Origin of the sequence: Allobosea sp., assembly GCF_035999205.1 — a bacterium.
Classification (GTDB): domain Bacteria; phylum Pseudomonadota; class Alphaproteobacteria; order Rhizobiales; family Beijerinckiaceae; genus Allobosea.
The window spans coordinates 1-25250 of record NZ_DASYHA010000013.1 but is presented as its reverse complement, the minus strand read 5'-3'; the positions used below and the strand labels follow the sequence as shown (position 1 = coordinate 25250).

General features: G+C 66.2%; 21 protein-coding genes. 7 read left to right on the top strand and 14 right to left on the bottom strand.

Annotated features, from left to right (window positions below; translation table 11 throughout):
- Window positions 1-26: 26 nt before the first annotated feature.
- The 6 genes from VGN82_RS04270 to VGN82_RS04245 all read left to right on the top strand — a co-directional run bounded on the left by VGN82_RS04270 (window position 27) and on the right by VGN82_RS04245 (window position 6974).
- Window positions 27-803 (top strand): enoyl-CoA hydratase/isomerase family protein, encoded by a 777-nt coding sequence (locus VGN82_RS04270; protein WP_327525753.1) that lies wholly within the window; start codon window positions 27-29, stop codon window positions 801-803.
- Window positions 804-825: 22 nt separating this feature from the next.
- The gene (locus VGN82_RS04265; protein WP_327525752.1) at window positions 826-2343 is read left to right on the top strand and encodes an AMP-binding protein; all 1518 of its coding nucleotides are present in this window, start codon (window positions 826-828) and stop codon (window positions 2341-2343) included.
- Between the two features lie 137 nt (window positions 2344-2480).
- Entirely contained in the window at window positions 2481-3260 is a 780-nt protein-coding gene (locus VGN82_RS04260; protein WP_327525751.1) for an IclR family transcriptional regulator, read from the top strand.
- A 192-nt stretch (window positions 3261-3452) separates the two neighbouring features.
- Complete coding sequence (locus VGN82_RS04255) at window positions 3453-5048, top strand: ABC transporter substrate-binding protein (RefSeq protein ID WP_327525750.1); 1596 nt, start codon at window positions 3453-3455, stop codon at window positions 5046-5048.
- A 45-nt stretch (window positions 5049-5093) separates the two neighbouring features.
- Entirely contained in the window at window positions 5094-6062 is a 969-nt protein-coding gene (locus VGN82_RS04250) for a serine hydrolase (protein ID WP_327525749.1), read from the top strand.
- A gap of 120 nt (window positions 6063-6182) precedes the next feature.
- Entirely contained in the window at window positions 6183-6974 is a 792-nt protein-coding gene (locus VGN82_RS04245) for a serine hydrolase (protein ID WP_414644200.1), read from the top strand.
- A 163-nt stretch (window positions 6975-7137) separates the two neighbouring features.
- Here VGN82_RS04245 and VGN82_RS04240 read toward each other — a convergent pair whose 3' ends face one another.
- The 14 genes from VGN82_RS04240 to VGN82_RS04175 all read right to left on the bottom strand — a co-directional run bounded on the left by VGN82_RS04240 (window position 7138) and on the right by VGN82_RS04175 (window position 22917).
- Window positions 7138-7500 carry a DUF2218 domain-containing protein gene (locus tag VGN82_RS04240; RefSeq protein ID WP_327525747.1) on the bottom strand — a complete coding sequence of 121 codons (363 nt, stop codon included), beginning with the start codon at window positions 7498-7500 and terminating at the stop codon, window positions 7138-7140.
- 1 nt (window position 7501) lies between these two features.
- Entirely contained in the window at window positions 7502-8611 is a 1110-nt protein-coding gene (locus tag VGN82_RS04235) for an ABC transporter substrate-binding protein (RefSeq protein WP_327525746.1), read from the bottom strand.
- Complete coding sequence (locus VGN82_RS04230) at window positions 8611-10884, bottom strand: TonB-dependent receptor (protein ID WP_327525745.1); 2274 nt, start codon at window positions 10882-10884, stop codon at window positions 8611-8613. The genes VGN82_RS04235 and VGN82_RS04230 overlap by 1 nt, the downstream gene beginning before the upstream one ends.
- 100 nt (window positions 10885-10984) lie before the next feature.
- Window positions 10985-11941, bottom strand: coding sequence for a FecR family protein (locus tag VGN82_RS04225; RefSeq protein WP_327525744.1), 957 nt, complete (start codon window positions 11939-11941; stop codon window positions 10985-10987).
- Between the two features lie 101 nt (window positions 11942-12042).
- Window positions 12043-12552, bottom strand: a complete 510-nt coding sequence (locus VGN82_RS04220; protein WP_327525743.1) for an RNA polymerase sigma factor — start codon at window positions 12550-12552, stop codon at window positions 12043-12045.
- A 381-nt stretch (window positions 12553-12933) separates the two neighbouring features.
- Window positions 12934-13974 (bottom strand): glycine betaine/L-proline ABC transporter substrate-binding protein ProX, encoded by a 1041-nt coding sequence (proX, locus tag VGN82_RS04215; RefSeq protein ID WP_327525742.1) that lies wholly within the window; start codon window positions 13972-13974, stop codon window positions 12934-12936.
- 79 nt (window positions 13975-14053) lie between these two features.
- The gene (locus VGN82_RS04210) at window positions 14054-15001 is read right to left on the bottom strand and encodes an ABC transporter permease (RefSeq protein WP_327525741.1); all 948 of its coding nucleotides are present in this window, start codon (window positions 14999-15001) and stop codon (window positions 14054-14056) included.
- Window positions 14998-16167: a quaternary amine ABC transporter ATP-binding protein gene (locus VGN82_RS04205; protein ID WP_327525740.1), complete on the bottom strand. Its 1170-nt coding sequence runs from the start codon at window positions 16165-16167 to the stop codon at window positions 14998-15000. The genes VGN82_RS04210 and VGN82_RS04205 overlap by 4 nt, the downstream gene beginning before the upstream one ends.
- A gap of 67 nt (window positions 16168-16234) precedes the next feature.
- Window positions 16235-16549, bottom strand: coding sequence for an NIPSNAP family protein (locus VGN82_RS04200; RefSeq protein ID WP_327525739.1), 315 nt, complete (start codon window positions 16547-16549; stop codon window positions 16235-16237).
- Window positions 16546-17391, bottom strand: coding sequence for an alpha/beta fold hydrolase (locus VGN82_RS04195; RefSeq protein WP_327525738.1), 846 nt, complete (start codon window positions 17389-17391; stop codon window positions 16546-16548). The genes VGN82_RS04200 and VGN82_RS04195 overlap by 4 nt, the downstream gene beginning before the upstream one ends.
- Before the next feature lie 5 nt (window positions 17392-17396).
- Complete coding sequence (locus VGN82_RS04190) at window positions 17397-18482, bottom strand: LLM class flavin-dependent oxidoreductase (RefSeq protein WP_327525737.1); 1086 nt, start codon at window positions 18480-18482, stop codon at window positions 17397-17399.
- A 34-nt stretch (window positions 18483-18516) separates the two neighbouring features.
- A complete protein-coding gene (locus VGN82_RS04185; protein ID WP_327525736.1) occupies window positions 18517-20028 on the bottom strand; it encodes an aldehyde dehydrogenase in 1512 nt (503 codons plus the stop codon).
- On the bottom strand, window positions 20025-21026 hold the full coding sequence (locus tag VGN82_RS04180) for a flavin reductase (protein ID WP_327525735.1): 1002 nt from the start codon (window positions 21024-21026) through the stop codon (window positions 20025-20027). Before VGN82_RS04180 ends, VGN82_RS04185 begins: the two co-directional genes overlap by 4 nt.
- A gap of 106 nt (window positions 21027-21132) precedes the next feature.
- Window positions 21133-22917 (bottom strand): helix-turn-helix domain-containing protein, encoded by a 1785-nt coding sequence (locus tag VGN82_RS04175; RefSeq protein WP_327525734.1) that lies wholly within the window; start codon window positions 22915-22917, stop codon window positions 21133-21135.
- Window positions 22918-23072: 155 nt separating this feature from the next.
- On the opposite strand from VGN82_RS04175, the gene VGN82_RS04170 reads away from it, so the two are divergent.
- Window positions 23073-23678 carry an amino acid synthesis family protein gene (locus VGN82_RS04170; protein ID WP_327525733.1) on the top strand — a complete coding sequence of 202 codons (606 nt, stop codon included), beginning with the start codon at window positions 23073-23075 and terminating at the stop codon, window positions 23676-23678.
- The last annotated feature ends 1572 nt before the right edge of the window (window positions 23679-25250 follow it).

Genomic DNA, 25250 nt, shown 5'->3' with positions numbered 1-25250 from the left:
TATTGATATACAATAATGGATTTGCGATGTCTGATATCGAACTGGAACGCCGCGGCGCCGTCGCCATCGTCGCCATCAACCGCCCGGCAAAGCGCAATGCGCTGAACGGTCTCGCCTGGAAGGATCTCGGCGACAGCTTCGTTCGGCTGCGTGAGGACGAGACGGTGCGCGCAATCGTGCTGACGGGGCGTGGCGGGGCCTTCTGCGCCGGCGACGACATCGGCGCCTTTGCGTCCCTGCGGGACGATCCGGCTGCTCGGCAGGTCTATTGGAACTCGATCATGGCCGCCTATGCGGCGGTGTCGGCCTCGCAGGTACCGGTGGTCGCGGCTGTGAGCGGTCCCTGCGTCGGCGGCGGCTGCACACTGGCCCTGCGCTGTGATTTCCGCATTGCCGACGCTACGGCTCGCTTCGGCGTGCCGCCGGCCAAGCTCGGACTGGTCTATCCCGCAGACAGCACGCAATTGCTGGTCGCGACGGCAGGAGCCAACACCGCCAGGCGCATGCTCTATACCGGAGAGCTGATCGATGCGCAGGCGGCCCTGTCCTGCGGGCTGGTGAGCGAACTGGTCACGGGCGATCCCGTCGCCGCAGCACTGCGTTTCGTCGAGCCGATGACCGCGAACGCCCCGCTGTCGATCCTCGCTTCCAAGATCGCCTGCGACGCCTCTGTCTCGGGCCGTAGCGCCGTGGTCGCGGCCGAGGTCGCCGCGCTGTCGGACAAGGCTGACCGGAGCGAGGATTACCGGGAAGGCGCGCGCGCTTTTGCCGAGAAGCGCAAGCCCGTCTTCACCGGACGTTGAAGCGCAGCGGGAGATCGCGACGATGACCAGCCCCGTCGAAGTGCCTGATGATGCCAATGTCTATGCGGCGCTGATCGATCCTAACCAGAATCCAGCCCGCATCTTCATCGAGACGGAGACCGGCCGCACGGTGGCCTTCGGCGCGATTGCGGGCGCCACCGCGCGCTTCGCGGCTCTGCTGGCCCGGCAGGGCGTCTCCCGCGGCCGCATCGTCGCCGGCATTCTCGAGAAGTCGCCCGAAGCGATCATGCTCTATCTGGCGGCCAGTCGCCTGGGCGCGATCTACCTGCCCGTGCATATCGGCCTCACCGATGGCGAGATTGCCCATATCCTGGCCGATGCGGAGCCGATCACGGTCGTCTGCGACCCGGTGCGGGAGGGGGCCGTCCGTGCCGCCGGCCATCCCCGCATCCTGACCCTCGCCAGCGACGGCACGGGTACGCTGGCCAGCGAGAGCGAGGGGCTCGACGGGATCGAAGAACTCGCCGTCATGGCGCCCTCCGAGCCCAATGCGATGGTCTATACCTCCGGGACGACTGGCAAGCCCAAAGGTGCGCTGATCTCCTGTGGCGCCGTGATCTGGAATGCGCGGGCCTTGGCGCAGGCGTGGCAGATCACGGCGGGCGACACGCTGCTTCACGCCAACCCGATGGCATATGGGCTCTTTGGCACGACAACCCCCGCATTGGCGGGCGGCGCCGCAATGATCCTGCTGCCTAAATTCGAGACCGAAGCCGTCCTCAGGCAACTGCCGCGCGCGACGATGTTCTCCGGCGTGCCGACCTATTACAGCCGCCTCCTGGCCGATCCGCGCTTCGACGCGACGCTCTGCGCCGGGATGCGCCTCTTCGTCACCGGATCGGCGCCGATGCGGGCGGATTCCTTTGCAGCGTTCGCTGAGCGCAGCGGACATGTGCTGCTCGACCGTTACGGCCTGACCGAGGCGCTTATCGTGAGCTCGAACACGGTCGCCGATGCCCGCAGACCCGACACCTCCGGCCTTGCCTTGCCGGGCTCGCGGCTGCGGGTCGTCGATGAGCAGGGGCAGGAGATTGCACCGGGCGAGGTCGGCAAGATCGAACTGCTGCAACCCTATCCATTCCTGGGCTACTGGCGCGACGAAGCGAAGACACGGGCCGCCTTCCGGGATGATTGGTTCATCACCGGGGATTTCGGCCGCCTCGACGCGAACGGCTATCTCAGCGTGCTCGGGCGCGGCGCCGATCTGATCATCACCGGCGGTCTCAACGTCTATCCCAAGGAAATCGAGACCGCCGTGAATGCCCTTGACGGCGTGATGGAAACGGCAGTCATCGGCGTGCCGCATCGCGACTTCGGCGAGGCGGTCGTCGCGGTCGTGCAACTGCGCGCGGGAACGGCCTTCGACCCGCAGGATGCCATCGTCAGGCTCAAGCGGGAGCTCGCTGGGTACAAGGTGCCCAAGCGGATCGAGATCGTGCCCGAGATGCCGCGCAACACTCTGGGCAAGATCCAGAAGAACCTGTTGAAGCAGCGATTTTTCGAGAGTTTCGCTGGGTAAGCCGCGGGTTTCGGCGCGCCGGCAAAGATGCTAACCCGAAATCAGTCAGGCTTGAGCTTGGGACGTGGATGACAGCGCCGATAACCTCCAGCCCATCAGCGATCGTGGGCACTGCTGATAGCGCCCGGCAGCGGCCGGTGGGCGCCGAGGATATCGACGAGCGCCTCTTCGTCGCCTCGGTCGCGAAGGCGATGCGCGTGCTGGAGACTTTCGACAAGGACGCCGCCAGCCTGAGCCTGTCCGACATCGCGGTCCGCACCGGGCTCGGTCGCAGCGCCGCGCAGCGATTCATCTACACGCTCGAGCGACTGGGCTATCTCGATCGCGACGAGCCTTCCAAGCGCTACATGCTGTCGAAGAAGGTCTATCGCTTCGCTCAGCATGCGCTCTCGGCCAATGCGGGTCTCGATGCAGCCTACCCGTTCATGCGGGCCCTGAACGAGCGCACGCGAGAGACGATCTCATGGGTCGAGGTCGACCGCGCCGAGATCGTTATCATAGCCACCGTCCCGAGCACGTTGATTTCCTCGGTCAACCTTCCGGTCGGCACGCGCTTTCCGGCGCTGTCTTCGTCCTCCGGCCAGGTTCTGCTGGGATACTCGTCGCCGGCCCATGTCGAGAAGGTCTGGTCGATCTCGGATCCTTCGGTCGCCACACGCACGAAGGCTGCCGATGCCGGCGCGATGATCCGCATCCTCGAGCAGGTGAAGACGGTGGGCTTCTCGGTCACCGAGAAGAACATGGAGCAGGGCAGCATCTCCGTTTCCGCGCCCGTTCACGACAGGGCCGGCCGCGCACTCGGCGCCATCAACCTGTCGAGCCTGACCATGCGCTACGACCGCGAGACGGCGATCACCCAACTCGCGCCATTGGTCGTCGAGGCTGCCCGCCAGGCTTCTGCCGCCCTGATCTCCTGAACTTCCGTCCAGTTCGGGACGTATTTGCGTCCCGGCCTAACGCAACGCCGCTTGTGGCGGTGCTGCGTCGGCATGCGCGCTGCGCGCGCCCGCGGCGAACGCATGGCTGTCGAACGGGTTGCGCCGCCTTGACAGCATCGTGAAATTGTCTTCAAATATTCAATATTACATACCAATAATACGGGGATCGCAATGACCGCTCAACTCAAGCGCCGCATGCGTGGCGCCCTTCTCGCCGTCACCGCGCTCGGTCTGGTGACCGCGACCCATGCCCAAGCCGAAAAGCTGACCATCGGCATCGGCGGCTCGGTCAACTCGCTCGACCCGCACTTCTACAGCACGACGCCCAACAACCTGGTCGCCTTCCACATCTTCGACCGGCTGGTGCATCGGTCCTTCGACGGCAAGCTGACGCCCGGCCTCGCCACCGAGTGGCGCTCCGTCTCGCCCACCATCTGGGAGTTCAAGCTGCGCGAGGGCGTGACCTGGCATGACGGCAAGCCCTTTGCCGCCGAGGACGTCGCTTTCACCCTGAAGCGCGCTCTCAACGTGCCGAATAATCTCGGCGGTTTCGCCGGCATCCTGCGGCCGATCGCCAATGTCGAGATCGTCAGCCCAACGGTGCTGCGCATCACGACAGCGAGCCCGACCCCGAACCTGCCGAGCGACCTGACCCGCATCGCCATCGTCTCGCGCCATGCCGGCGGCGACGCCACGACCGCCGACTACAACAGCGGCAAGGCCTCGATCGGCACCGGCCCGTTCAAGCTCGTCAGCTACACCCCCGGCGAGCGGATCGAGTTCGTCCGCAACGACGCGTGGTGGGGCGGCAAGAGCGAGTGGGATGCCGTTACGCTGCGGCTGATCGGCAATGTCGCGGTGCGCACCGCAGCCCTGCTCGCCGGCGACCTCGACGTGATCGACGCGCCGTCCGCCAGCGACCTTCCACGGCTGGAAAGCTCGCCCCAGATCAAGGTCGCCTCGGTCGCGGGCCTGCGCGTCAACTATGTCGTGCCGATGTTCAAGCCGGCGGCCGACGCTCCGGCGACGACGGACAAGAGCGGCGCGAAGATCGATCCCTCGCCTCTGACCAATCAGAAGGTGCGCGAGGCGCTGTCCATGGCGATCAACCGCGTCGGCCTGACCGACCGCGTCATGCTCGGCACCTCGACGCCGACCGGCCAGTGGCTGCCGGCCGGCGTTCTCGGCCATGACGCCAAGACCCCTGTCCCGGCCTATGATCCGCAGAAAGCCAAGCAGATCCTGACCGAGGCCGGCTATCCGAACGGCTTCAAGCTGACGCTGTCGACCGCCAATGATCGCACGCCCTACAATGTCGAGGTCGCGCAGGCGATCGCCCAGATGTGGAGCCGCATCGGGGTCGAGACCGCGATCGATGCGATGCCCTTCAGCGTATACTCCTCACGCGGCGCCAAGAACCAATTCGCCGCCTATATGGGTGGCTGGGGCAATGCCTCGATGGAGGCGACGAGCCTGCTGCGCGATCTCGTCGGCACGAAGAGCCAGGAGACCGGCTGGGGCCTCTACAACTGGGGCATGTACAGCAATCCCAAGCTCGATGCGCTGACCGCGTCGATCATTGGCGAGACCGATGATGCGAAGCGCGAGGCCCTCGTCGTCGAGACGGTGAAGATGGTCGCGGCCGATCTCCCGATGCTGCCGCTCTACCACTTCAAGAACATCTGGGCGACGAAGAGCACGCTGCGCTACGACCCGCGCGTCGACGAGATGACCTTCGCGCTCGACGTCCACAAGACCAAGAAGTGAGAAACGCCGGCCGCCCCGGCGGCCGGTCCTGCACAGGACACCATCATGAACGCCATCCAGCAGCAGTCCGGAGTGCTCCAGCGTCGCGCCACGGCGGAGATCGGCCGCATCGCGACCTTCACGGCGGGCGCGGTTGGCGTCGCCGCCCTGCATCTGGAAAGCGGGCTGCATCTGACCTGGCGCTCCAACGAGCGCTTCCCCATGGCGAGCACGGTGAAGATGCCGCTGGCGCTGGCCGTGATCGATGCCGTCGCGCGCGGCGCGCTGTCCTGGACGCAGCTCTACGAGATCGACGAGGCGGAAATGACGCCGTTGGGCTCCATCGGCGACGAGTTCCCGCATCCCGGCGTGGCGCTCTCGCTTGCGAACCTGCTCGAGACGACGATCACCCGTAGCGACAACACCGCAACCGACGTGCTCTTCCGGCTCGTCGGCGGCCCGGCAGCCGTTCGCGCCTATCTTGAAGGCATTGGACTCGGCGCGCTGGAGGTCGGTCGCACCATGCGCGCGGCCCTCTGCGTGATGCATGAGATCGACCCGCCTCCGGCCGAGGTCTCGATGCGCCGGGCGCTGGCGGACCTGCCACCGGAGAAGCTCGCGGCGCGCAGCCGCACCAGCACCGGCGAGGCGGATTACCGCCATGAGGAGCGCGATCATGGCACGCCGGACGCGATGCTGGAGCTGCTCCGGCGCCTCTGGCTGCGCGAGGGGATCGAACCAACGGGGGCCGAACGGCTGATTGACATGATGTCGCGCACCCGCACGTCGCCGAGCCGCATCCGCAGCCGCCTTCCGCACGGGGTGCAAGTCCTGAACAAGACGGGTAGCGGTACCGGCACAGCGAACGACCTCGGCTATCTCGCCCTGCCTGACGGCGCCGGCACGGTGGCGCTCATTACCTATGTGAAGGGCTCGCCGCTGCAGGTGGAGGAGCGCGACCGCGCCATCGCCGACATCGCCCGACTGGTCTGCGACTACTTCCTGCTATTTGCCCCGCGCGCCGGCGAGGTCTGAGGCATGGCCAGCGCAATCCACAGCGGCCTTCCGGGACTGTTTCCGTCCACGCTGGCGAAGGGACCTCTTGCAGACATCGAGCCGCTTCTGCGGGAGATCACGGCCGCGCAGCACTTCCCGATGACGGTCGCCATCGAGGATCTGCGCGACGGCAGCCGGATCGGCATCGAGGCTGAGCGCCAGGTGCCGTCGGCCAGCACCCGCAAGATCGCCTTCATGATGGCGGCGTTCCGTGCCGTCCACGAAGGGCGCCTCTCGCTCGACGAGCCGGTGGTCGCGGAGGCCCGTTTCCAGGAGGGTATTCCGTCCGGCACCTTCTACTACATGACGCCGGGACTAACCTTCCCGCTGCGCGACGCTATCATGCAGATGATCGTGACCAGCGACAATATCTGTACTGCCATCGTCGGCGAGCGGCTCCCTGCGGAGGAGATCACCGCCTTCTGCCGCTCCGTCGGCATGATCGGCACAGAGATCCGCTTCACCGTACCGCCGCGCGAGATGCCGCAGGACGTATCCTTCGATTTTGTGGCCTCCACCACAGCGGCGGATCAGGTCACGCTGCTCCGGCTCATCCTCGACGGCAGCGAAGGGAATGCAGCTGCGCTGCGCAAGCTCGGCTGCTCCGCCGAGCTCTGCCGGCTGGCGTTGGATATGCTGAGCTGGCAGGCCTATCGCACGATGATCCCGCTGCTGCTGCCAAACGGCGCGCGCGTTTGCCACAAGACTGGAACCGGGCGGAACGGCAAGATGGATGCCGGTATCGTCTATCGCGACGGCAGGCCGCTCTTCGCGATCGCCGCCTACGCCTACGATGTCGCGCCGACCCTGCCGGACGGCATGCCGGGCTATGCGGCCGCGATGCTGGCAATCGGCAGGTTATCCCGGACCTGCTGGGATGTTCTTGCCTGAGATGGATCGGACCGCGCAAACGGGCTGCTCGACGTCAGCGCCCGGCGTCACTCCGGCTTCGCGAGATCGCCAACCCGAACTGCCGTAAACCGGACACGCAACGAGTCAGCCACGGGCCAGTCTGGCCATTTCCCGATGCAGGTCGGGCGTCACCATGGCCTCCCTACCTGGGCAGCAGTCGAGGTGCGGCTCCGTGGCTGTCGGCCCCAACTTGGTGAACCCGACACCATGCGATCGAGAGCGTCTCGCGGAATGCGAAGCGCAGGAGGTGACGCTCGATGACCTGCTCCAGCTCGGAGAGGGCCTCGGCATCGGGCGCACCGAGCGCGAGCCGTAGCAGCCCTGCATGCGCCGTCAGCCGGCAATGCCCGATCGAGAAGATCACGTGCCCGGCCGTTTCGTCGAACGTCACTTCGACCTTGTGCGAGAAGTGCTTGCAGAGCTGCTGGAGATAGCGGGATGCGTTGTCGGTCACGACATCGGCATGGCTGTGCCGGCTGCCGGCGGCGTCGGTGGTCTGGTCCATGTCAGCGCAGGCTCGTCCAATAGGTGCCGTCGAGCGGCACGGGTTGAAAGCGCCGCTGCATCGTCGCGAGGAGCGCCTGCGGGTCGAGATCGGCGAAGAGCTGCGGATGCAGCCACTGGGCAAAGACCTGGACTGCGGCAACGTTGAACGGCGAGTTGTAGAAGTGGTGCCAGACGGCATGGGCGCGGCCCTGCCGCACCGCATCCAACCCGGCGATGCCATTACGCGTCATCGATCTGGCGAGGCGCTCGCGCGCCGTTGTCACATCGACGCCGGGGCCGAGCGCGAGCCAGGGCGCTTCGTCGCGCTGCACGCCGCTGCCGATCGCCGTGCCGATATAGACCTCCGGCGGATTGGCGACCAGCCATTCGAGGCTGACGACGCCAGCCTCGCCCGGAATGAGCGCGTCGGCGATGTTGACGCCGCCGGCGGCCGTGACGAAACGACCCATCATGCCGCGCGTCATGGTCTCGCAGCAGCCATTCCCGAGCCCGACACGGCTTTCGACGAAGACGCGTGCCGGCGTCGGCCGCGCCGCGGCCAGCCGATCCGTCACCACGGCGAGTGCCGCCCGCCAGGCTGCGACGAATTCCGCAGCCTCGGCCTCGCGGCCGAGCAAAGTCCCGAGCAACTCCATCGACCGCGGCGTATTGACCAGCGGGTCGCTGCGGAAGTCGATGAAGATGATGGCGACGCCCGCCGCCTCGAGCGCGCGGATGACTTCGCCTGAGCGTGTATCGGGGCCGTGGCCGCCGATGCCGAATATCGCGACCTGCGGACTGGCGGCGATGGCCTGCTCCAGGCTGAAGCTGTCGCGCGCGACCCGGCCGATGCGCTTGACCCGGTCGAGCGCAGGAAAGCGCTCGCGATAGCGGGCATAGCTGACGGGGTCGACGGCCTCGTACTCGCCCATCATGCCGACGAGCCGGGCAACGGGATCGGCACGGTCGAGGATGGCGAGGGCCGGCAGGTAACGCCCCTCGCCGATGATGACGCGCTCGACCCTGTCCGGCACTGTGACCTTGCGGCCCGCGAGGTCGACCAGTTCCCGGCCGGCGGCTGCTGCCGGCACGAGCAGAGCCAGAAGTGCGAGGACGCTCAGCAGGCGCATCAGAAGCGGGCCGATGCGCTGAGGACGAAGGCCCGGCCGGGCTGGTAGAGCGGCGTCACCGTGCCGAACTCCTGTCCGTAGGTGGCGCGATCCGCATAGTTCTGGTCGAACAGGTTCTTGACCTCGGCGCGCAACGTCAGATGCGGCAGTTGCAGCGGCTTGTATTCGGTGAAGACGTTGACGACCTCGTAGCCCTTCAGCGGCAGATTGCCGGGCGCGACCTTCTTGTAGTCGCGCACGATCTCGACATCAGCGCCGACGGTCACGCCCCATTGCCTGAAGGTGTGGGCCGCTGTCAGCGTGAAGACGTCGCCGATCGGTGTCGCGAGATAGGTGCCGGTGTCGGAATCGGCGGGCTGGCCGTCGATCTTGACGTCGACGCTGGCATACTTGCCGCGGATAAAGCCATCCTCCCAGGCATAGCCGAGGCCGATCTCGTAGCCTTGGGATTCGATGTCGCGCAGCAGGGTGGCGCTGGCGACGGCGAAGCGTGCGGCGCGGGCATTCTCAACCTCGGTGCGGAACACCGAGCCTTCCAGGGTGAAGCCATTCCAGCGGGCGACGAGGCCGGCCATCACATTGTCCGAGGTGGCCGGGCGGATGCCGTTGCCGTAACGCCAGGCCGGATTCATGATGAAGTTCTCTGCCAACTGGATGCCGCCCCAGACATGGGAATAGCCGGCCCGGACCGTCAGATGCTCGGGAATGAGGTCGAACTCACCGGAGATGTTGCGCGACAGGCCGCCATCGTCGAACTCCTCGCCGGTCGTGCCGGTGAACCATTGCCGGTCACCGCGCAGGCCGAAGGAGAGGCGGGCGCGCTCGAACGGCTTCAGCCGCGCCTGCGCGTAGACGCCGAGATTGCTGGCCTTCTCGTCGACGCGGTAGTTCCGGTCCTTGTAGAGCGCCTTGTCCTTGTAGAAGTCGACGCCTGCCGTGATGCCGCCGAAATCGCCGAAGCCGAAGCGGTTCTCGAACTTGCCGTTGAAGCTGTCGGTGATGCCGGTGCCGGGATAGGTCACGGGCAGAGGGCTGGCGCCGACCGGCCGCTCGAAGATCGGCGTGTCGACGTCGGTGCGGCTATAGGCGAGGACCGCCTTCGGATCCCACCAGCCGAGTGCGGAAGTGCGGCTATAGCTGAATACAGTGTTCTGCCGGTCCATCTCGTAGCGGCGAACCCGTGGCTCCCAGACCGGGCGGCCGGTGATGAAGCCGATATTGCCGCGGAACGGCCGGAGCGCGTCGTCGCGGACGCGCTCATGGCTGACCTGGAAGCGATCGCCCGACGGTGCCTCCCAACCCAGCTTGAGCAGGCCGCTCAATAGATCGGTCTTTGTGCCGAGCACCTCGACGCCATCGCCGTTCTTGTAGTTGCTGCCCTTGCCGATCGTGCCATAGCCGAGGATGTCGAAGCCATGATACCGGGCAAAGCCCGCGAGATTGTTGGTGAAGATGCTGCCGTTGCTGTTGAACTGCGTCTTCGCGAAAGCGCCGACCCCGTTGCCGGTCAGGAAGTCGCGCGCGTCCTTGGTCTCGTAGGCGATCGTTCCGGCGAGCGCGCCGGGGCCGGCATCGGCCGGAGCGACGCCGGCATCGACGCGCGCAGCCCTCAGGAAGGAGGGATCGATCAGGGTCGTGCCGTTGTGATGGAAGACCTTGTTGTTCTGCCGGCTGCCATCGATGGTGACCGCTAGGTTGGTCTCCTCCACGCCGTTGACGTAGATCTTCTGGGACATCGGCGTCGATCCGCCGACCTTGATGCGCGGCTCGCCGGAGAAGACGTCACGCGCATCCGACGGGTTTTTGCGCTCGAGTTCGCGCGGACCGATGAGAATCTCGCTCACGCCGCCACGGGCGAGCGGGTTGCCGGTCACGTCGATGGTATCGAGCGCGATGGTGCCCTCGGGCAGCGCTCCACCGGTCGCCGCCGTTGGCGCCGCTGCGCTGACGGTCACGCTGGTGGCGCTGGTGAAGCGGAAGGTGAGCCCCGTGCCCGCCAGAAGCCGGGCCAGCGCAGCCTCCGACGACAAGGCGCCGCTGACCGCGGACGAACGCTTGCCGGCCGTCGCGGAGGCCGGCGCAACGACGGCGAGGCCGGTCTGGCGCGAGAAGGCGATCAGCGCCGAGGAAACCGGCTGGTCGGGGATGTTGAACGAGCGAGTGCTCTGGGCCATTGCCGGAACGGCGACGAGGCCCGCCGCAAGAGCGGTTCCGCACAGGGCCGCAGCCAACCTCGCCTGGCGGACAAACCGCGCCCCGAGCCAAATACCCATCGCCGATCCTCAATCGCTCCGAGGGTCGTGACTATTCAGGCCCCTCGGAAGGGTAAGACGCCGGCGGACGGCAGAGTCATTATCGTGTCGCTGAACTTTTTCAGACGGGCAGCAGCAGCGTCAGCCAGCTGAAGGGGCGCACCACCCGCAAGCCGAGGCCGCCGGCGAGCATGTCGAGCCCGGCGGCGGGGTCGCGCGCATCGAGCACCGCCGTCACACGGCGCTGCGCGGCATCGCCGGACAGGATCTGGATGCGGCCGCCGCCATAGCGTTCGAGATCGGCGACGACTTCGGCCAGGCGCACATCGTGGAAGACCAGCCGTCCCCGGCGCCAGTCACCGATCTCGCCCGGATCGAGCGCGGCTGGCGGCGAGATCGTCCTGCCGTCATAGCCGACCCCCTGGCCGCTTGCGACGACGACGCCGGCCGCACCGGGCACCCGGACTTCGACGCGGCTCTCATCGACCGCGACCGATACCGCCGAGCCGAGCCCGAGCTTGACGTCAAAGGCGGTGCCCAGCGCGGTGACCGTGCCGTCGCGTGCCGTCACCGAGAAGGGACGACCGGGATCCCGGGCGACCGTGAAGAAGGCCTGTCCCGAGAGCAGCCGGATACTGCGCCGCGTCGCCGTCAGATCGACATCGATGGCGGAGGCCGGTGCGAGCTCAACCTGCGAGCCGTCTGCGAGAGCGATGGTCCGGCGCTCGCCGGCCACCGTCCGGTGGTCGGCAATCCAGTCAGGCCGCATCAGGAAACCGGCCAGGCCGAGTGCCACGAGCAGCGAAGCCGCGAGCCCGAGAAGGCGCGGTCGCCATGCCCGCGGTTTCGCGATCGCCCGGCTCGGCAATCCGGAGACAGCTGGCTCTTCGGAGGGGCGGACGCCGTCGAGATCGCGCCAGATTGTCTCCAGCTCAGCCCAGGCATGCGCATGATCGGGGCTGGCGGCCAGCCAGTCGTCGAAGGCCTCTCGCTCGGCATTATCGAGCTCGCCGTCACGCAGCCGCACGAACCATTGCAGCGCCGTCTCGTCGGGCGTCTCTTCGGCTTGATCTTCCATTGCGATGTCCTGGGCCGGATCGACCACTGCGGCCAGAAGCCGTTCCGTGGCAAGCCGGCGCGAGCCCTTTTCTCAATAGACGATCCGTGGAGCCGAAAGCATTAATCGGCGGTGCGCAGGGCGGCGCGCAAGCTTCGCATCGCGTTGGCGAGATGGACCATGACGGTGTTGCGGGCGATGCCGAGCCGCAAGGCCACCTCGGCATAGCTCAGTCCCTCATATTTGTGCAGGAGGAGCACCTCACGGCTGCGCGGCGGCAGATCCTCGATCGCGCGGCGCAAGCGGGCGTCGCGTTCGCCTGTGAGCATCTGCCCCTCGGCTGACGGGGCCTCGTCGGAGGCGACGGACGCATCGACAACAAGCGGCTGGAACAGGGCGACATGGCGCTGCTGGCGCCGCCAGTGGTCGATGGCCATCATATCCGCCGATCGGCGGAGATAGGCACCGGGATCACGCAGGTCGTCGGGCGGAAATCGCAGCAGGCGCAGGAAGATGTCGTGCACGGCGTCGGAGGCTTGCTGCGCATCGAGGCCACGCCGGATCAGCCGCAGACGCAAGTTGTGCTGCTCGGCTGAATAGATGGCGGCGATCCCGGCAGTCTTGTCGCTCATACCCGCGCGGCTCGTGAAAATTGGCGCGCTTATGCCGCCAGAATCGATCTTGCGACAAGCAAAAATGTCGTAAAATCAATACTTTATAGTAATGCCAATTCCAGATAGGAGCTTCGCGGCGCAGATCCAAACGATCCCGCGCTGTTTGCGACACCGTCCTCGGAGCGGTCCCTGCCGCCTGCCGGTGACACCTAAGGTCGGCCGTATGCTCAGGCGAGATGCGCTAGGAGCTGACGTTGTCGTATTGCCAGAACGCTGACGCTCGTGGGCGAGCGGACGGGGATGGTCCCAGACTCGAGATGCCTCCAGAAGCCTTCCCTGGAGACATCCCAAGCCGAGTGGGGGATTTCGAACTGGTGTCACTTCCCCTGCAAATTAAGATCAGACGGCGCCCTTGGCCTTCACCACCCAGCCGTCGAACGTCGCCTTGTTCTGCGAGATCCACTCGTCGGCCATGCGGTTCACGTTGGCGCTGCTGGCACCGTTCTTGTTGATGTTGAACTCCCAGGCCGACCAGGTTGCGAGCGGGAACTTGATCTGCTCGATCAGAGTCTTGATGGCGGGATTGGCGGCGACGAACTGCTTGTTCGCGACCGACGCCCAGTTCCAGGACGACATCGCCATCCGGCAGGGATCGGCACCGCCGGCGCAGCCCTTGACGCCCGGCACCAACGCCGAACCGCGGTTCGGCACGTTCGGCGGCAGCGCGTCCTCCGGTGTCGGCAGCCAGACGACGTCCTCGCCCGGGATCAGCGCATTGTTCACCCAGGAGGGGCTCCAGGCGTAGAAGAAGGCTGGCTCGCCGCGCTTCACGCGCGCCACCGCTTCGACCATCAGTGTCTCGTATTTGCCGCGCACCGAGCGGACGGTGTCCTTGAGGCCGAACTTGTCGAGCTGGAAGTCGACCACGTCGCCGCAGCTCCAGCCCGGGTCGCAGTTGATCAGGTCGGCGCGCCCGTCCTTGCCGAACAGGGCGGCAATCTTGGGGTCCTTCATCTGCACGAGCGTGGTGATGTTGTGGGCGGCCGCCGTCTTCTTGTCGATCAGGTAGCCGTTGATGCCGCCGCCGACGATCATGCCGGTGCCGAGCAGCTCGGCCTGCTTCTCGACGGCCCGGAAGGCGGGCTCGCGCTGGGGCATGTTGACGTCGGTCGCGAGGTCGAGATCGCCCTGTCCGGCAGCCTGGAAGAACAGCGTCGTGTTCAGCGTCGAGATCTTCACCTCGTAGCCCAGTTCCTTCATCGCTCGGCTGACGATCTGGGCGGTGACGTAGTTGGCGCCGAGGCTGTCGCTCTGGGCGTAACGCACGGTCTTGCCCTTGCCCGGCAGGGCCTGGGCGAAGGCCGCTCCCTGCAGGGTGACGGCGGCGAGCGCCGCCGCGGCAACGGTCTTGATAAACGGTCTGGCTGACAGGCTGAGCATCGCGTTCTCCTCTTCGGTTATGACTGGTCTTGTCCCCTGTCCGCCCTTTGCGGGCGGGTTCTTCGACGAAATGGTTCGGTCAGGCTGCCTGGCGGCTGGCCTCAGGCGGCGTGGACGCGGTGATCTCCTCACGACGCTCCCCCCGGAGGAACCGCGTCAGCACCTGAAGCAGCGGGGTATGCTGGCCGCGCTTCGGTTCGGCGAGCTTCTGGGTGATGCGGTCGAGCATCATCGCCAGCAGGACGATGGCGATGCCGCCCACGGCCGCGCGGCCGACATCGAGCCGCCCGAGGCCCTGGAGCACGACGAGGCCGAGCCCTTCGGCCCCGATCATCGCAACGACGACCGACATCACCATCGCGGTCAGCACGGTCTGGTTGAGGCCGCCGAGGATAGTCGGGATCGCGAGCGGAAGCTGAATTTCCCAGAGCAACTGGCGGCGATCGGCGCCGAAGGCGAGGCCGGCTTCGACGATCTCGTGCTCGACCATGCGGATGCCGAGATTGGTGAATCGGATCAGCGGAGGCGCCGCGGCGGTCACGACCGCGACCTCGCCCGGCACCGTGCCGACACCGAACAGCATCACCACCGGTACTAGGTACACGAAGGTCGGCGTGGTCTGCATGATGTCGAGGATCGGCCGCACCACGTTCCAGACCCGGTCGCTGCGGGCGCAGAGAATGCCGATCGGGATGCCGATCACCGCGCAGAAGACGATCGCGGTCGCGATCAGCGACAGCGTCGTCATCGCCTCGGCCCAAACCCCCAGCATCGCGATCACGATCAGCGAGACGACGCTGAAGATTGCGACGCCCCGGCCGGCGCTGCGCCAGGCGATCAGGCCGACCAGCAGCAGCATCGCCGGGAAGGGAATCGCATGCAGGACCCAGTCGTTGAAGCCGAGCAGGCTTTCGACGGGCCATTTGATCGCCTGGAAGAGCGGGCGCAGGTTCAGCGCCAGCCAGCGCACGCCGTCCTGGATCCACTGGTCGATCGGAAAGATCGCGAGATCGTCCGCCTTGATCATGATGCGGCTCCCGTGGACGGTGAGTTGGCGATCCGGGCGAGGATCTCGTCGGCGCCGAGGAGGCCGACGAGCTTGCCGCCCTCGTCGATGACGCCGACCGCCTGATCGGCGCGGCAGCAGCGGGCCACGTCGACGAGCTTGGTCGCCTCGGGCACGCAGACATAGGGGCCGCGTCCCGCCGGCAATTCGCCGGTCTGTTGCAGCCGGGCGATCTCGGCTCCGGCGAGCCCGGCGACGACCTGCTCCTGCTGGTCGAGGAGGAAGCCACCCTCGGCGCCGCCCACCACGATGCCTGCCGGGCCTCGCCAAACCACGGCCGGCGACTTCATCACCGAGCGGGCATCGAACAGCCGCGCCCGGTCGATCTCGCGCGTGAAGGCGGCGACATAGTCACTGCCGGGCGCTAGCACGATCGATTGCGGCGTGCCCTCGCGCACGAGCTTGCCCTCGGACATGATCGCGATGCGGGTGCCGAGCTTCAGCGCCTCCTGGAAATCATGGGTGATGAACAGGATGGTCTTGTTGAGCGTGCGCTGGAGGCGCAGCAGCTCGTCCTGCATCTCGGTGCGGATCAGCGGATCGAGTGCGCTGAAGGCCTCGTCCATGATCAGGATGTCGGCATCGGTCGCGAGGGCCCGGGCGAGCCCGACGCGCTGGCGCATGCCGCCCGAGAGCTCATGCGGCAGGTGATAGCCCCAGCGCGCGAGCCCGACGACGGCGAGCACCTCCTCGGCGCGTCGGCGGCGCTGCGCCGGAGCGACACCGCGCAGCTTCAGCCCGAACTCGACGTTCTCGATGACGCGCTTGTTCGGCAGCAGCGCGAAATGCTGGAAGACCATCGACATGCGCGTGCGCCGGACCTCGCGCAGCGCCTTCTCGTCTAGCGGGACAACGTCCTGCCCGTCCAGCAGGATACGCCCGGCGCTCGGCTCGTTCAGCCGGTTGACGCAGCGCGCGAGCGTCGACTTGCCCGAGCCGGACAGGCCCATGATCATGTACATCGCGCCTGCGGGCACGCTGAGCGAGACGTCGTCCAGCCCGACCACCTGACCGAGCTTGGCGAAGACGCTGTCCTTCGTGCCGCCGCCGCGCAGGATCTGCAGCGCCTCGGTCGGGTCCTTGGTGAAAACCTTGTAGAGGTTCTCGATACGCAGCCTTTCGCTCACCGCTGTTCCCCTTGTGATTGTCCGGTGGGGTCGGCCTTCCGCCCGTTCTCCCGAGAGCGCCGCGCCGTCAGCGCAGCGGCGAAAAGTCGGTCGGCAGCAGGATCTTGTTCTCGGCCTGCTCGATGTTCTCGGAGAGCTTGGGCAGAAAGGCCTGCCAGCGCGGATCGTCGGCGAGCTGCTGGCGCCTGCTCCGCCGGTCCTCCAGATCCTCATAGGCCCAGAGATGTGTGACCTGGCTGAGGGCACCGATCTCGGTGGTGAAATAGCCGATGAGGCGCCCGAGGATCGGCTGCTGGATCGCCAGCCCCTCCTCGCGGACGAGCTTGAGATAGGTGCCCATCCTGCCCGTGCGGATGCGATAAATGCGTTCCTCGACGATCACGCGCGGCTCCCCTCGTCGGCTTCGGTGAGAAAGTCCCGCATCAGCGCCGCGACCTGATCCGGAGCCTCGTTCAGCAGGGAATGGCGCAGCCCCGGCAGGATGTGCAGGCGCGAGGCGGGAATGCGCTCATGCATGTAGCGCGACATGCGCGGGTTCGAGCCCTGGTCATGCTCGCCGGTGGCGATCAGTGTCGGCAGCCGGATCTGGTCGATCAACCCGCCGAAATCGGTCTCGGCCAGCACGCGATAGGCGGAAGCGTAGCAATCCGGGTCGTTCTCGGCGTTGCGGCGGCGAAGTTCCGCGATCAGCTCGGGATTGCGCGCCTGGAAATCCTCGGTCAGCCAGCGCGACAGCGAGGCGTCGTAATGCGAGCCGCGATCGCCGGCCTTCAGCGCGGTGAGGCGCGCCAGCACGCGCTCACGCTCTTCGTCGGTCCGGCCTGAGACGGTTGAGAGCAGGACGAGCCGCCGGAGCCGCTCGGGATGGGTCAATGCGAGGCGCTGCGCGATCAGGCCGCCGAGCGAGAAACCGGCGAGGTCGAAGCGGCCGAAGCCAGCATGATCGGCGAGCGCGAGCACGTCGCCAGTAAAATCATCGATCTCGTAGCGGCCCTTGATCCGGGCCGAGCGGCCATGGCCGCGCAGGTCGAAGCTCAGGATGCGGAAGCGGTCGGACAGCCGCGCAATCACCCCGTCCCAGGCCTCGCAATAGGAGCCGACGCCATGAACCAGCACGAGCGGCTGGCGGCCCGAACCGCTCAGCCGGTAGTTCAGCTCGACGCCGTCGCGAACGAAGCTGCCGCCGTCACCATGCACTTCGATCAGGGTCGCTGCGTCGGCCATCGCCGTCAGGCTCCGACGGCAGCGAGCCGCGGGCGGGCGGCTTCGCGCTCGCGGGCGGCGAAGTGCGGCATCACTTCGTCGATAAAGAGCCTGAGCGTCCTGACCTGCAATTCGAAGGGCAGGTTGTAGGAGAGGCCGAGGCAGAACTGGTCGACACCGGCGGCCTCGTAAACCTCGAGCTTGGGGATGACTTCGTCTGGCGTACCGAAGACGAGATTGTCGCGGATCGCCTTGGGATCGTAGTTGCCGCGATTGGCGACGGTCTCGAACGGTACGGCCTCGGGGAAGCCGTTCGTCACCGTCCCGATATTCTGCATCAGGTTCTCGAAGTAGCGCCCGTAATCGACGCTGTAGCGGACGATCTCCTGCCAATCCTGGCGGCTGTCATAGACGCAGGTGCGACGCTGCATCATGAATTTCGGGCGAGGACGCTCGGGATGATCGGCGCAGGCCTTGCGGAATTTCTCAGCGAGCACGCCGATCTCCGCGACCGGCGCCGAAAGCGGCGTCGACAGGATGCTGGCGCCGACGCCGACGGCCCAGTCGAAGGTGCCGGGATCACGCGCCGCGACCCAGATCCGCGGATGCGGCTTCTGCAGCGGCTTCGGCACCGAGGTCGCGAGCGGGAATTTCCAGTAATGCCCGTCATGGGCGTAGTCGCCGGCCCAGAGCTTCTGAACGGCAGGGACGAGCTCCTTCATATAGGCGACGCCCTCCTGCTGGGGCATGCCGCCGGCCATGCGGTCGAACTCGTACTGGTAGGCGCCACGTGCGATGCCGAATTCGAGGCGGCCGCCGGTGAGGTGATCGCAGAGGGCAGCCTCGCCGGCGAGCCGGATTGGCGACCAGTAGGGCGCTACGATCGTCGCGGTACCCAGGCGGATCCGGCTCGTATGCTGTGCAAGCCAGCCCAGCGTCTGGAACGGGTTCGGCGAAATCGTGCATTCGATGGTGTGGTGCTCGGCGGTCCACAGCGTCTCGAAGCCACCCTCATCGGCCATGCGGGCGAGCGCCAGCATGTTGGACATGGCATCCTGCATCGATTCATCAGGAGAAAAGCGCTCCATATTGATCGAGAGAGCGAATTTCATGGCTTGCCTCCGTGCAAACGTGCGGGACAGCGCATCAGCGCAGGCGGATGACGAACGGGTCCTGCATGGCACCCGAGTAGTCGATGACGACGTTCTTCAGGCGCGAGAACTCGCGCATGACCTCGAAGCCGCCACGGCGGCCGTAGCCGCTCTTCTTCGTGCCGCCATTGGCGGACATGAAGGCGGCCGAGCGGTAGGTGTTGATCCAGACCGTGCCGGCTTCGACGTTGCGGGCGAAGCGCATGGCTCGGTCGATGTCGCGGGTCCAGATGCCGGAGGCGAGGCCGTATTCGGTGTCGTTGGCGAGCGAGATCATCTCCTCCTCGCTCGAGAAGGGCACGACGCCGACGACGGGGCCGAAGATCTCGTTGCGCATGAAGCTCATCTCGTTGCGCGCATCGGTCAGCACCGTCGGCTCGTAGTACCAGCCGCGCGCCAGCGCCTCGTCCTGCGGCTTGCGGCCGCCGACGGCGATCCTGGCGCCTTCGCGCACACCAGAGCCGACGAAGTGCTCGACCTTGTCGAGCTGCGCCGCGAGAGCCAGCGGCCCGATATCGGTGTCCTCGGCCATGGGGTGGCCGACCCTGACGCGCCTGGTGCGCTCGACCAAGGCCTCGACGAAGCGGTCATAGACGGGCTTTTCGACAAAGCAGCGCGAGCCGGCGACGCAGGTCTGGCCCGCCGCGGCGAAGATACCGGAGACGACGCCGTTGACGGCGCGCTCGATGTCGACATCCGAGAACACGACATGGGGCGACTTGCCGCCGAGCTCCATCTGGCAGGGCACGAGATTGCCCGCTGCGTTGCCGGCGATCTTGCGGCCGGTATCGGTCGAGCCCGTGAAGACGTATTTCGCGATGCCGGGATGACGGGTCAGCGCATCGCCCGTGATCATGCCGTCGCCGGTCACGACATTCACCACGCCCGGCGGAATGCCGGCCTCGATGACAAGTTCCGCCAGCGCCAGCGCCGAGGCCGTGGCATGCTCTGAGGGCTTCACCACGATCGTGTTGCCGATGGCGAGGCACGGCGCCAGCGTGCCGGTCAGCATCATCAGCGGCGAGTTCCAGGGGATGATCATCCCGACGACGCCGATCGGCTCGCGCAGGTTGAAGTTCAGTGTGTCGAGCTTGTTGACTGGGATCGTGTCGCCCTGGAGCTTGTCGGCCATCCCCGCGAAATAGCCGTAGGAGTCTGGAATCGCCCGCATCTGGGCGCGCATCTCCTTGATCAGCTTGCCATTGTCGCGGCATTCGAGCTGGGCCAGCTCCTCGGCATGGGCCAGCACGAGTTCGCCGAGCCGGCGCACCAGCTTGCCGCGATCGGTCTGCGTCATGCGCCGCCAGGCCGGGTTGATCAGCGCAGCGCGGGCCGAGCGCACGGCCGCATCGACGTCGCGCGCATCGCCCAGCGCGAATTCATACCAGGGCTCGGCGGTGGTCGGATCATAGCTCGGCGCATAGGCGCCGCCTTGCGGCGCCACGAAGGCGCCATCGATGAAATGCCCGATGCGCGAGCCCTGCAGGGTTTCGACCGTCGTCTTCATGATGCGCCGCCGCGCTCCCAGAGTTGCGGAATGCCGGCCCAGGGCCTGGTGTCCTCGACCATTGCGAAGCGCCCGCCATCATGGGAATCGATGTAGATGCCGAAGCGGCGGCCGTTGCTCTCGCTGACGTAGCGGCGGAGCACGCTGCGGGTTTCGCGCGTCAGGATCTGTTCGTAGGGCAGCTCGTCGAAGCCGAAGAAGCGCACGCCCTCAGGCAGGCAGATGCCGCTGGCATCGCCCGCGAGCCGTGCCCGGTAGACGAGATGGCCCGGATCGCCATCGGCGACGTCGAACACCGAATAGAGGAAGGTATCCTCCGCCAGCAGCGGCAGGCTCTCGCCATTGGCCAGCGGGAGTCTTCCGTCGAGGATTCGGCGCGTCGCCTGGGGCAGGGCCCAGCCGCCACCGCCCTCGCGGCAGAGCAGAAGCTTGCCTTCGGATTCGACGAGGTAGTTCACGATCATGCTGCTCGAGGCGAGCCAGCCCGGCGGCAGCGGATCCTTAACCGCCGCATATCGGCCACGGCAGAAGGCGAGCGGCGCGGAGGGGCTGGTGCCGAAAGCCTGCACCTGGCCGATGAGCACGATGTGGTCGCCGGCATCGACGCGCTGGTGCAGGCTGCAATCGAACCAGGTCAGGCAGTCGCCGAGGACGGGCGCGCCGGTGTGGACGCTGTCATAGGCGAGTTCGGCGAATTTGTCGGGCGACTTGGAAGCGAAGAGGTTGGAGAGATCCTTCTGGTTCTCCTGCAGCAGGTTGACCGCGAAGCAATCCGCCGTGTCGAAGGCGGGAAAGCTCGACGCTCCCTTGCCGACGCAGACCAGCAGCAAAGGCGGATCCAGCGAGACGGAGGTGAAGGAGTTCGCCGTCATGCCGCGCGGGCGACCCTCGGCGTCATGCGTCGTGATGATCGTGACGCCGGTCAGGAAAGTCCCGAAAGCCCGCCGCAGAGCGACGGGATCGATCGTGGCGGAATGTTGGGGCGCCGTCGCCAGCATGGCGATCCTCTTCGGTGCTCGTCACCAATGAGGATGAGGCTAGGCAGGCACCTGCCGCCTTTCTTCCTCCGAACCGGAGGATGGGCGCGCAAAAGCGTTCGCCGCTTCAGGGGTGGGCGGCGGTTCGGCTTTCGATGACGTCGTGCATTTTCAGCGCCAGTTCCAAGGTGAAGCGCCTATCCGGCGTGTCCGCATTGATCTGGAACAATTCCTCGATCCGGGCGAGCCGGTAGCGCAGCGTGGTGACGTGCAGCTGCATCGCGTCGGCGCAGGGCTGGCTGCGACAGCCGGCGCGCAAATAGGCCGTCAGCGTTTCCAGATAGGGCGTGCCATGCTCGCGATCATGGGCTGCCACACGGCCGATGCTGCCCTCGACGAAGGTTCGCACCTCGGCCGAGTCGGCGGCGCCGATCAGCATTGGCAAGGGACCGAAATCGAGCGCTGAGAGCACGCCTCCGCGCCGGAAGCTGCGCGCGATCCGCAACATCCGCCAGGCTCGCTCCCATTCGCCGGAATAGTCGTCGAGCCCGTCGCAGATGCCGCCGATCACGGCGATGGGTTCGCCACGGAGGCCGTGGCGCAGCGCTTCGACCAGGCGCTGCGCGAAACGATCGAGCCGCTCCCGATCCTCACCGGCCTGCGCCGGCAGAAGGCAGACCAGGCCGGTTCCGATCGCTATGACGTGGCAGCTCAGGCCGTGCAGACGCGCGAGCCGCTGGACGCTTTGATGAGCCTCCTGCGAGACATCGCGTTCCCCGCCGGCGGCTCCGGGAAGATCGACGACGAGCATGCGCAGTGCGCGCGACAGCGGCAGGCCGAGACGGCGCGCGCGGCGCGCGATGTCCTCCGGATCGCGCCAGCGCCGTTCGACGATCTCGAAGAACAACTCGGTCAGCGTGCGGGTCTCGAAGCGGAACTGGATGACGCTGCGCATCATCTGGACGCTCAAGGCGAATTTGGCGCTGTCGAGCATGAGGCGTCGCAGATCGTCGCCCGGCTCGGCGTCGAACAGGACGAGCGCGCCGACGACCTCGGCATCAACGCTCAGGGGCTCGATCAGGGCTGGCAATGCCAGCTTTCCGTCGCCGGCCTCGACGGTGATTGCGACCACCTTCGCCTCGCCGCCCCCGATCGCGGCCCTGACTGTCGCGACGATGGCCTCGGCCTGCCCCGACGCCAGCAAGGTTCGCCATGCTGCCTCGTCATAGGAGGCGGGCAAGGGCGAGCCTGCGGCGACCAGCCCGTTCTCGGCGAAATCGACCACCAGCACTGCGCATCGCAGCAACTCGTCGAGCCGGGTCGCCAGGGCTTCGGCCGATCCGCCCGACAGGACCTCCCGCAAGAGCGCGCCCTGGGCATGCAGCGCGCGGCGCTGCTCCTCGCCCGCGCGCCGCTCGGCCCGCAGGCGATGCTCGCGCTCGACCGCGATGGCGCCGAGATGGGCGATCATGCCCATGAAAGCGATGTCGTCGGAAGGCAGCGGCTTGATGTCCCGCGACACCAGGCTCAACACCATGGGGCGCCCCTCGGCATCGACGCTGGTCAGTGGCATCACCAGCACCGAGCGATAGTCGCGCTCGAAAGCCTCGCGCCGATAACCGGGGAATTCCTCCGACGCCCGCGCGTCGAGAATATAGACCGGTTCGCCGGTCCGCAGCGCCACGAGCGCCGGGCTCGTCGCCAGTTCCCAGCGATCCTCGAGCGGGCGCCGCAGCAATGTCGGGTCATGGCGCACCGAGACATGAGCGTAGCCGTGCGCCACGTCGACGGACATGATCGAGCCCATGCTCCAGCCGCCATGCTCGCAGGCGGCCTTGACCAGATCGAACAGGATGCCGGGGAGATCGACGCCGGAATTGATCCGGCTGGCCACCTCCCTGAGCGAACGCATTTGCGAGATCGGTGTAAGCATGCACCCTGTCCATTCCTATCTTGCGCAGCCTCGCAGCATTCCAGGCTCCGATCTTCCTCAAGACCATAGGAAGACATCCGGCGCCCGGCCACTAGCTTCGTCCATCATCGCCACTGAGCTGTCGGGAGAAGGCCATGGATATCGGGGTGCGCAAGATCGCGACCTTCGTCGAGGAGACGATCATCGAGGGCGGCAAGACCGCACCAAGGCCGATTACAATGACGGTCGTCGCCGCAGTGGTGAAGAACCCCTGGGCGGGCCAGGGCTTCGTCGAGAACCTTCGCCCCGAGATCCTGAGGATCGCACGCCCGCTCGGGCTCGAGATGACGCGCCGGCTGATCGCCGTGCTGCCGGACGAGCGCGTGGAGGCCTATGGCAAGGCTGCGATCGTCGGCGTCAACGGCGAGATCGAGCATGGCTCGGCGCTGATCCATACGCTGCGCTTCGGCAACACCTTCCGCGAAGCCGTCTCGGGAACCGCCTTCCTGAGCTTCACCAACACACGCACTGCGCCGGGTGCACTGATCTCGCTGCCGATGATCCACAAGAGCGAGACCGGCAAGCGTTCGCATTTCATCACGGCGACGTTCCAGATCGCCGATGCCCCCGGACCCGACGAGATCGTCGTCGCGATCGGCGCCTCCGATGGCGGCCGGGCCCATCCGCGTATTGCAGACCGGTTCGAGGACATGAAGGAGATGGAGGCGGAGCTAAGAGCGCCTGAGGTCGTCAGCGTCTGATCGAAACCGACGGTGGACGACGCTCGTCGGCCTCATATGCGCAACATTCGGCACGCCTTCGGCGCCGATGCCCAGCGCGGTGAGGCCATCGAGATAGTCCTGGCACATATGGCCTCTCATGGTCCGGTGCTGACGCTCGAACAGCACACCCATACGGCGTTGTCCTCGGGGATGTAGCGCTTCCAGCCCAGGTCAATGATGTCGTCCTCGACTGCCTGCGCGGTCAAAGGAACATGTCCGGACATCGCTTCACACACCGGGCGAGACACTCCGCCGACTGAGCAGAATCTGGGCCTTGACGATGAAAGGGTTGGGCCCAGGCTCGACCACCTTGTTCCGGTCAGCGAAGTTCACAGCATTGATCTCGGTTGCCGTCAGCGCCACTGAGGGCGAGGTCCATGTCGTCATGGCCGCGATTGCGAGCGCGGCGAGCCCGGCAGGCTTGCTCGAATGGGAAGTGTTTATCTTGGGCACCGTCGAGAAAGACGTTTGCCGAAGCTGTACGGACAGGCAGACCGGATGTTCCACCGGGCCGCGGGACCGTGCGGCGCGCCTTCGATCTAACATTGCCGGAGTGCGGATGAGGCGCCCAAGGCTCGGATCGCCGTTTTGCGGTTATGGCTGTGGAACGCCGCCAAGCGACAGCTGCCGGGGCGATGGGTGTACCCTTCAGGCCTTCGAGTGCGGTTGGACGTAAGGAGGTCGAAACGACCGACAAAGGTCGGCTGCGTACATCTTTAGGATTTTCTATACAATTCCGGGGGAGGGGGAATGGGGCAGGACAATGAAGCGAGTTTTTTCGGCGGCCCACTATGCGAGGCGGGATCGGCTCAGGAAGATCATTCTGGGAAACATCAACCGACCTCGCAATTTTAACGCCGCGCAAAGCAATCAAGAGGCGAACAACGATAATTTTGGCATCGCCGATATGCTTTCGAAGACAGTGGTCCTTCTTCGTGCTTCCGCTCTTGATGAAGCTTTATTGGTAGATTCAGGGGTCGCTCGCCACTGAGGAGCGCGGCCTCCCGGAACTTGGGATAGTTGCCGGGGATCTCACGCGAGTAGCCCGTACTGAGTCGAACAGTGCGGTCGAGGGCGATTGCATGGGCTGCTGCTGCGGGCGCAATCGTTCGCTTTTTTGCAGCCCGATAATCAGTGGGACCAATAGAGATCTGATTTTGGTGTTCGCGACCGGTTAGGTGCTCGTCGCACTCCATTCCCCGCATCAAGCAAAGTCACGGCGCGGGCAGTGTAGACCTGGCGAACACCCGAGCGCGCGCTTAATCGGATCCGCGCGCTTGGTGAGCTTGGTGGCGGCCAACGGCGGCTCCTGGAGGCTCTCCCTTGTTCACGTATTCGTTCACCGAAATGGTTTCGCGAACTGTCAGCAGCCGTGTGGCACGCTTGCAGTCCTATTGGTCCGAAACGCGAGACTCTTGTTCAGTAAGGCGGCTCTTTTCGATGGCGAGTTCGATCACCGCTCCAGAGGGTTCCCAAACGCGGTTGATTCTGCCGAGTTGACTTGTCGTTGCTTTGACAAGGCGGCTTCCGAAGCCTTCTGTCGCGGTGGGC